The sequence below is a fragment of the Salibaculum halophilum genome, from assembly GCF_002094885.1.
In the GTDB taxonomy this organism is placed as follows: Bacteria; Pseudomonadota; Alphaproteobacteria; order Rhodobacterales; family Rhodobacteraceae; genus Salibaculum; species Salibaculum halophilum.
Window position 1 is genome coordinate 23,269 of sequence record NZ_MSIT01000026.1, and the last position, 6,901, is coordinate 30,169.

The 6,901-nt window shown below is 70.6% G+C and carries 10 protein-coding genes; 7 read left to right on the forward strand and 3 right to left on the reverse strand.

What is annotated here, in order from left to right; all coding sequences use genetic code 11:
* The first annotated feature begins 118 nt into the window (after window positions 1–118).
* Entirely contained in the window at window positions 119–325 is a 207-nt protein-coding gene (locus BU124_RS12625) for a DUF2061 domain-containing protein (protein WP_084863942.1), read from the forward strand.
* Window positions 318–1,229, forward strand: a complete 912-nt coding sequence (locus BU124_RS12630) for a fatty acid desaturase (protein WP_084863943.1) — start codon at window positions 318–320, stop codon at window positions 1,227–1,229. Before BU124_RS12625 ends, BU124_RS12630 begins: the two co-directional genes overlap by 8 nt.
* 79 nt (window positions 1,230–1,308) lie before the next feature.
* On the opposite strand, the gene BU124_RS12635 is transcribed toward BU124_RS12630, so the two are convergent.
* Window positions 1,309–1,998, reverse strand: coding sequence for an NUDIX hydrolase (locus tag BU124_RS12635; protein WP_084863944.1), 690 nt, complete (start codon window positions 1,996–1,998; stop codon window positions 1,309–1,311).
* 32 nt (window positions 1,999–2,030) lie between these two features.
* Window positions 2,031–2,429, reverse strand: a complete 399-nt coding sequence (locus BU124_RS12640; RefSeq protein ID WP_084863945.1) for a DUF983 domain-containing protein — start codon at window positions 2,427–2,429, stop codon at window positions 2,031–2,033.
* 213 nt (window positions 2,430–2,642) lie between these two features.
* Between BU124_RS12640 and BU124_RS12645 the strand changes: the two genes are divergently transcribed.
* The 4 genes from BU124_RS12645 (at window position 2,643) to BU124_RS12655 (ending at window position 4,706) form a co-directional block, all read left to right on the forward strand.
* A complete protein-coding gene (locus BU124_RS12645; RefSeq protein ID WP_084863946.1) occupies window positions 2,643–3,155 on the forward strand; it encodes an EF-hand domain-containing protein in 513 nt (170 codons plus the stop codon).
* 105 nt (window positions 3,156–3,260) lie between these two features.
* Window positions 3,261–3,848: a sigma-70 family RNA polymerase sigma factor gene (locus BU124_RS12650; RefSeq protein WP_084863947.1), complete on the forward strand. Its 588-nt coding sequence runs from the start codon at window positions 3,261–3,263 to the stop codon at window positions 3,846–3,848.
* Entirely contained in the window at window positions 3,838–4,197 is a 360-nt protein-coding gene (locus BU124_RS14850) for a hypothetical protein (protein ID WP_179141920.1), read from the forward strand. The genes BU124_RS12650 and BU124_RS14850 overlap by 11 nt, the downstream gene beginning before the upstream one ends.
* A complete protein-coding gene (locus BU124_RS12655; protein ID WP_179141921.1) occupies window positions 4,194–4,706 on the forward strand; it encodes a periplasmic heavy metal sensor in 513 nt (170 codons plus the stop codon). The genes BU124_RS14850 and BU124_RS12655 overlap by 4 nt, the downstream gene beginning before the upstream one ends.
* 77 nt (window positions 4,707–4,783) lie before the next feature.
* On the opposite strand, the gene BU124_RS12660 is transcribed toward BU124_RS12655, so the two are convergent.
* Complete coding sequence (locus tag BU124_RS12660; RefSeq protein WP_084863949.1) at window positions 4,784–6,181, reverse strand: diguanylate cyclase; 1,398 nt, start codon at window positions 6,179–6,181, stop codon at window positions 4,784–4,786.
* 94 nt (window positions 6,182–6,275) lie between these two features.
* On the opposite strand from BU124_RS12660, the gene BU124_RS12665 reads away from it, so the two are divergent.
* Complete coding sequence (locus tag BU124_RS12665; protein WP_084863950.1) at window positions 6,276–6,554, forward strand: DUF3572 domain-containing protein; 279 nt, start codon at window positions 6,276–6,278, stop codon at window positions 6,552–6,554.
* Window positions 6,555–6,901 lie beyond the last annotated feature (347 nt).

Consider the following 6,901-nt stretch of genomic DNA (forward strand, 5'->3'; position numbering starts at 1 on the left):
GTTTAGCATTATCAACATACATCTTTTTTGTTAACACGAAACAGGATGGCCGAACCGGCGCCCGGCGCGGCACATGGACGCGTTAAATCGCATCATGCAAACCCCCGAGAGGCGCCCTATGGAGACCCCCCGTCGCAGCCTGTTGAAAGCGGTGATCTGGCAAGTGATCGGTCTGATCTGCATGAGCCTTGTCGGCCTGGTGATAACCGGGTCCGTGGCGCTGGGCGGGGCCATGGCGCTGGCCAACACGGCCGTGGGGTTCTGTCTCTACGTCGCTTACGAACGCGTCTGGGCGCGCATCCCCTGGGGGCGCCTGCATGGATAAGCCGGGTGGCCCGGCGACCTCTGCCACCCAAACCGCGCGGGTCGAGGGGCTGACCCTTGGCCTGATCCTGGGCTGCTACGCCCTGTGGGCCATGGCGCTGTTCTTGCTGGCCGGCCTGTCAGTGCCGCTGGCGGTTGTCCTGCTGGGCGTCGTCATCGCCTTTCACTCGTCGCTCAGCCACGAGGCGATCCACGGCCACCCCTTCGCCTCGGCCCGGCTAAACGCGTTGCTCATGGCCCCGGCGCTGGCGCTGGTGGTGCCCTACGCGCGGTTTCGCGACACGCATCTGGCGCATCACCGCGACGAACACCTGACCGATCCTTACGACGACCCGGAATCCAACTACCTCGCCCCGGCCCGCTGGTCGGCGCTGTCGCGGCCCGTCAGGGCGCTTCTGCGCGTCAACAACACGCTGGCCGGGCGCCTGCTTCTGGGGCCGGTGATCGGCACGCTCTTCTGGCTGCGCGGCGACGTGGCGGCGATACGGGCCGGCGACCGGCAGGTCATCGCCGGCTGGCTGGCGCATCTGCCGGCGCTGGCGTCGGTGCTGGGGCTGGTCGGGGCGTCGACGATGCCGCTGGGGGCCTACGCGCTGGCGGTCTACCTCGGGCTGTCGCTGCTCGGGATCCGCACCTTTCTGGAGCACCGCGCCCACGAAAAGGCCCGCGCCCGCACCGTCATCATCGAGGACCGCGGGCCGCTGGCCTGGTTGTTTCTCAACAACAACCTGCACGTGGTCCATCACATGCACCCGGCGGTGCCCTGGTACCACCTGCCCGCGCTGTATCATGCCAACCGCGCCGATTACCTGCGCCGCAACGCGGCCTATCGCTATTCCTCCTACGCGCAGGTCTTCCGGCTGCACCTGCTGCGGCCCAAGGACCCGGTGCCGCATCCGCTCTAGACGCCGGAGTGAGACCCGGCCTGACGGACCCGCGGCGTCCGGATCATGCCGCGCCATCGGCGTCGGCCCGGCCCGCACCCTAAACCCGGTCCAGCGGCGAATTCCCACCAAGCTGCGTGATCAGGTGGCGTTCGTCGTCGTTACGAAAGAAGGGCACATGCGCGGGCTTACCGGGGCGATCAAGACCGGCGGCGACTTCGGCCAGCACGACCTCGGTGATGAAGGGCAGGTCCAGCGCCCGCGCCTCGGCCAGTCGGACCCAGCGCAGCCCGCTCAATTCGTCCTCGGCGCGCGAAAAATCGTCGGGATTGGTGGTCAGCGCCTCGGCCTCGGCCAGGAAAAAGCGCGCGTCGAACCGGCGCGGCCGTCCCGGCGGCGTGACCGCGCGAAAGACGAAGTGCAGCGGCGCGGCATCCGGCAGGTGGCCCGTGGCCGCAAAGCCGCGCCAGCCCGGCGGCGCGTCGGGCCAGGCGCCGGGGCGGCCGATCTGCTGGCCGGTTTCCTCCCACAGTTCGCGGATGGCCGCGGCGGCCAGCCCGGCGGCGGGACAGCGGCTGTCCTCGGCCAGGCGGTCGGCGCAGGGCCGGGCCAGGGGGCGGCCGAAGGGTACATCGCTGTCCGCCGCGTCCACAGCGCCGCCGGGAAACACGAATTTCGACGGCATGAAGGCCGCCCGCGCACCGCGCTGGCCCATCAGGACCCGCGGGTCGCTGGCCCGGTCGCGCAGCACGATCATCGTGGCCGCGTCGCGGATCGCACACTTGTCCATGGCCGCCTTTCCCGTTTCGGCAGGGCCGGGGCTCAGGCCTCGTCGTCGAACCCGTGCATCCGGCGGGACCACTGGATGTTGACCACCATCCCCTTCATTCGCGGCAGAAGATAAAGCGACAGCGCGACGCAGCCAATGGTAAAGACGGTGGCAAGCACCAGTGGGTCGGGCCGGAACTGCGTGAAGGCCACATGGATGAGCGGCGCCATCAGGTGGCCGACCACGAGGATCGTCAGGTAGGCCGGCCCGTCATCGGCGCGGTGATGGCTCAGCGTCTCTTGGCAGGCCGGGCATTCGTCGGCCACCTTGAGATAGCCCTTGAACATCGTGCCTTCGCCGCAGTTCGGACAGCGACGGCGCAGCCCGCGCCACATGGCCCGTTTCATGGGGCGGTCGTCCTCTGTCATCGGCGGTCCGGGTTTATCGGCCATGTTGTCCTCATTCTAGCTGTTAAGCGTGGCCCCTGTCGCGAACGAAGGAAAGGGGCGATCCGGTCGCCGCGTCGGGATGTCGCGTGACAGTCAGATTTCTTGTGTCGTCGGCGACGGAACCCCGGCCCCCGCGCGTTCAAGAACCAGACACCGCCCGGACAGGTGTCCCCAAGCCGCCCCGACGACGGGGCGCCAACCGAAAGGACAAGACCCATGACCGCAAGGACCCCCCTTCTGATCGGCGCCATCACCGCCGGCCTCGCGCTGACCGCAGATGCCGAGGCGCGCGGTGTCGGCCAAGGCCCCGGCGTCGCTTTGCCCGCGTTCGAGAGCCTGGACCTCGACGCCGACGGGCGCCTGACCCCGGACGAGATGCGCCAGGCCATGCAGGCCCGTGCCCGGACGCGGTTCGATGCCGCCGACCGCAACGGCGACGGCGCCCTGAGCGCGCAGGAAATGACCGCCGCGGCCGAGGCGCGCATGGCCGCGCGCATGGCCGATCGCATCGCGGCGCGCCTCGACAAGCTGGACACCAACGGCGACGGGCAGTTGCAAATCGAGGAGATGCGGGCCGGGGGCGGCCGTGCGCAGGGCGACGGGCGGCTTTTCCAGAGGCTCGATGACGACGGGGATGGCGCGCTTGACGCGCAGGAATTCGAGTCCCTCCAGGATCGCATGAGTGCACGGATAGGCGGGCCGCGCGGCCATCGCGGGCGCGGCCAGTAGGCCGGCGCGCCGGGGGGCCAGGCCGTGTCGCGCGGAGCCGCTAGTTGCCCTTGGCCGTGCGGCCCGCCTTGCCCGGGGGCCGGGTTCTGACTACGCCGCTGACCCATGAGTGTGCCGCCCTTGCAGGACAGACCAAGCGACGAGGCCCTTCTGGCGGCCTATGCGCAGGGTGATCGGGCCGCGGCGCTGGCGCTCACCCATCGAGTGCTGCCGCGGGTGCTGGGCCAGGCGCAGCGGATGCTGGGAGACGCCGCAGAGGCCGAGGACGTGGCGCAGGAGGCCATGCTGCGGCTCTGGCGTATCGCCCCCGACTGGGAGGCGGACCGGGCTCGCGTGACGACCTGGCTTTACCGGGTGGTGGCGAACCTCTGCACCGACCGGCTGCGCAAGACCGGGCGCGGCGTGGCCCTCGAGGCGGTGCCGGAACCGCAGGACGACACCCCCGGCGCGGCAGCGGGGATGCAGGAGGCGGCCCGCCGGGCGGCGCTGCGCGCGGCCTTGGCCGACCTGCCCGAGCGGCAGGCCCGGGCCGTGGCCCTGCGCCACCTCGAGGATCTGCCGAACCCCGAGGTGGCGCGGATCATGGGCGAGCGCCTGCGCACGGTGGAAAGCCTTGTTGCACGGGGCAAGAAAGGACTGATTGCGCGCCTGCGGGGGCGCAGGGCAGAGTTGGGATATGACGATGACGCATGACCGCGACGAGGCGCTGTTCCGCGAGGTGATCGGGGTGGCGCGGGCGCAGCCGCCCGCGCAGCCCGGAGAGGACCTGTTGGCCAGGGTCATGGCTGATGCCGAGCAGGAGCTTGATACGCGCGCGGCGGCCCGCGCACCGCGCCGATCCGCCCTGGCCGCGGTCTGGGCGGCGCTGGGCGGCTGGGCCGCGGTCGGCCCGATGGCGGCGGCGGGGGTGACCGGGCTGTGGATCGGGATATCGCCGCCCGCCGGCCTGTCGGCCCTGTCACAGGGCGTGCTGGGGGCGCAGATCGTGGCGGTGCCGCTGCTGGGCACCGAGACCCTGGCCGGGCTGGAGGCGGCACCGTGAGCGCCGCGCAGAGTCGCGAAACAGGCCGGGAAGGCCGCTGGCGGCGCTGGCTGCTGGTGGTGTCGCTGGCGCTGAACATCCTTGTTTTGGGGCTCGTGGTCGGTGCCGTGCTGCGTGGTGGTCCACCCGGCGGTGGCGGTGTCCGTGTGGACCTGACGCTCGGCCCGTTGTTGCGCGCGTTCGAGGCCGAGGACCGCGCCGCGATTCGCACTGGTTTGCAGGCGCGGCGGCCGGTCGAGCGGCGCGCCCGCGTCGAGATGCGCCGCGACATGCGTGCCATGCGCGACGCGCTACGGGCCGAGACCTTCGAGCCGGCGCGGATACGTGCGCTCATGGACCGTCAGTTTGGCCGGTTGCGAACCATCCGGGGCCGCGCCGCGGATCAGGTCATCGACCAGCTCGCCACCATGTCGCCGGCCGAGCGCCGCGCCCTTGCCGACCGGTTCGAGGCCGAATTGCGCGGCGGGGTCGGCCCGCGCGATCATGGCCGGGGCGGCCATGGGGACTGAGTCTGGCCGCCGGGCGACCGGCTGCGGGTGTCGGCCCGGCACGTGCGGCATGGGGCGCGAGGGGCCCGTTCGGGCCATCACGCCGCCGAAAGGCTGACCGTGTTGCGCCCCGACCCCTTGGCGGCATAGAGCGCCAGGTCGGCGGCGCGGACAAGGTCGCCCGTGGCCGCCGTCGCCTTGCTGAGCAGCGGCGCCGGGTCCGGACCGGACAGGCTGACGCCGATCGACATGGTGACGTGGATCGCATGGGCATCGCCGCCCACGTAGAAGGGCGCGCGCGAGATCACCTGGCATAATCGCTCGGCGGCCTGGCGGGCGTGGTCGGCGCCGCTTTCGGGAATGGCGACAAGGAATTCCTCGCCGCCGATACGCGCCAGCAGGTCGACGGCGCGGACGTTGTCGCGCAGCCGTCCGGCGACCTGTTGCAGGATCTCGTCCCCGGCGGCATGGCCGTAGCGGTCGTTGATGTCCTTGAAGTGGTCGATATCCAGCACCATCACGGCCATCCGGTGATTGGCCTCGGTCGCGCGCCCGGCCATGTTCTCAAGGTGGGGCAGGGCATAGCGGCGGTTGAACAGCCCGGTCAACGGGTCGGTGACGGCCGCACGCAGCCCCGAGCGCACCGTGTCGCGCAGGGCGTCGTTGCGCCGCTTGTCGGCGATCAGGCCGGTGGCCCGCAGCACCAGTTCCTGGGCGCTGGCCCCGGCCGTGACCAGGTCGTTGGCGCCCAGATCCAGCGCCATGGCCTGGACCGTGGCTTGGCCCTCGGGCAGGACGACCAGGATGGCGGCATTGCGGGTGTCGGATCGGCTGCGCAGTTCCGACAGCAGGCGGTAAAGTTCGGCCTCGGGCAGGGCCGCGTCGCGGCCGTCGACAAGCAGCAGATCGCCGGAGAGTTCGCCGGGCAGGCCCGCGCCCGGGCTGAACCCGGCCCCGCGAACCCGGATGTTCCGGCACCCGGCGAACTTGCGGTCCGCGCACCGCAGAAACCGCGGATCAGGCGACAGGGCGACGACTGTGGCACCGGGGTCGAAGCCGGCCGGCGCCTCGGCAAAGCCCAGGGCGCGGCGCGTGTCCTCACGCAGGCGCAGCTCGAGATTGGCGTCGCGCGCGCGCAAAAGCGACCGGATGCGTGCCTGAAGGATCTGGTCGTTGACCGGACGGGCCAGCACGTCGTCGGCCCCGGCCTCGAGCGCGCGCACGCGGTCGCCCGGGCGGGAAAAACTGCCGGTGGCGATCACCGGGACCAGGGCAGTCTCCGCCTGCTGTTTGAGCCTGCGGCAAAACGCCAGGGCCGCGGCGCTGTCGGTCGTTACGTCCAGTACGACAAGGTCGGGCAGGGCGGTCGCGATCTCCGCGAGGGCCGAGGCGGTATCCGCGCAGGGGCGCACGCGGTGTTGCGCTGCCACGAGTTTTACCTTGAGAACGATGCGGTTGGTGGCCACACTGTCGACAATCAGGATGTCGCCGGGCATTCTTTTGATCCTTCCAAGCGGCCATTGACCTTCCCCAATCCCAATGTCGGCGCTATTCGTTAATAAACCGTTTCCAGGAGGGCAGGGACCGCCGATGACACCTGAACAGGCCGAGGATGTCGCCATTCGGGCCCTGGGCTGGCTGGCCGGCAACGAGGACCTCTGCCCCGTGTTCCTCGCCTCGACCGGGGCCGCCGCAGAGGATCTGCGCGCGCTGGCGCGCGTCCCTGCGTTTCTCGCCTCGGTGCTGGAATTCGTGACCATGGACGACGCCTGGGTCGTCGCCTTCTGCGACACGCAGGGCCTGCCGTACGAGGCGCCACTCAGGGCACGCCACGCTCTGCCCGGTGCCGAGCAGGTGCACTGGACCTGAGGCGGCGCACCTGCTGGCCGACCCATGCCCGAAATTCCGACCCGAGGGCGCCGTTCAGGCGGTTGTGCCGCGACTTTACCCCGCTGTGGCGGAGTTGGGATCAACCAATTGCCGGGGTGCCTGTCGCGCAATACCCGTTGATCCGACAAACCCGCTCGGGCCTGTGGCCGGCGCCCCGACGGATTTCTGATGCCGGCCCTGACCGCTGAGCGGACGGAAATTCTGGAATTTCCGTGCGGCCGCGGCGGGGTTTTTCACAGGTTCGGGTAGAGCGGGAAGGTGCTGCAGAGGGTGTCGACCTCCTTGCGGACGCGGGCCTCGGTCTCATGGTTGGCCTCGGCGCCGTT

Coding starts and splice junctions, on each gene's coding strand:
- BU124_RS12625 (WP_084863942.1), top strand. CDS start 119: ATGGAGACCCCCCGTCGCAGCCTGTTGAAAGCGGTGATCTGGCAAGTG.
- BU124_RS12630 (WP_084863943.1), top strand. CDS start 318: ATGGATAAGCCGGGTGGCCCGGCGACCTCTGCCACCCAAACCGCGCGG.
- BU124_RS12635 (WP_084863944.1), bottom strand. CDS start 1,998: ATGGACAAGTGTGCGATCCGCGACGCGGCCACGATGATCGTGCTGCGC.
- BU124_RS12640 (WP_084863945.1), bottom strand. CDS start 2,429: ATGGCCGATAAACCCGGACCGCCGATGACAGAGGACGACCGCCCCATG.
- BU124_RS12645 (WP_084863946.1), top strand. CDS start 2,643: ATGACCGCAAGGACCCCCCTTCTGATCGGCGCCATCACCGCCGGCCTC.
- BU124_RS12650 (WP_084863947.1), top strand. CDS start 3,261: ATGAGTGTGCCGCCCTTGCAGGACAGACCAAGCGACGAGGCCCTTCTG.
- BU124_RS14850 (WP_179141920.1), top strand. CDS start 3,838: ATGACGCATGACCGCGACGAGGCGCTGTTCCGCGAGGTGATCGGGGTG.
- BU124_RS12660 (WP_084863949.1), bottom strand. CDS start 6,181: ATGCCCGGCGACATCCTGATTGTCGACAGTGTGGCCACCAACCGCATC.
- BU124_RS12665 (WP_084863950.1), top strand. CDS start 6,276: ATGACACCTGAACAGGCCGAGGATGTCGCCATTCGGGCCCTGGGCTGG.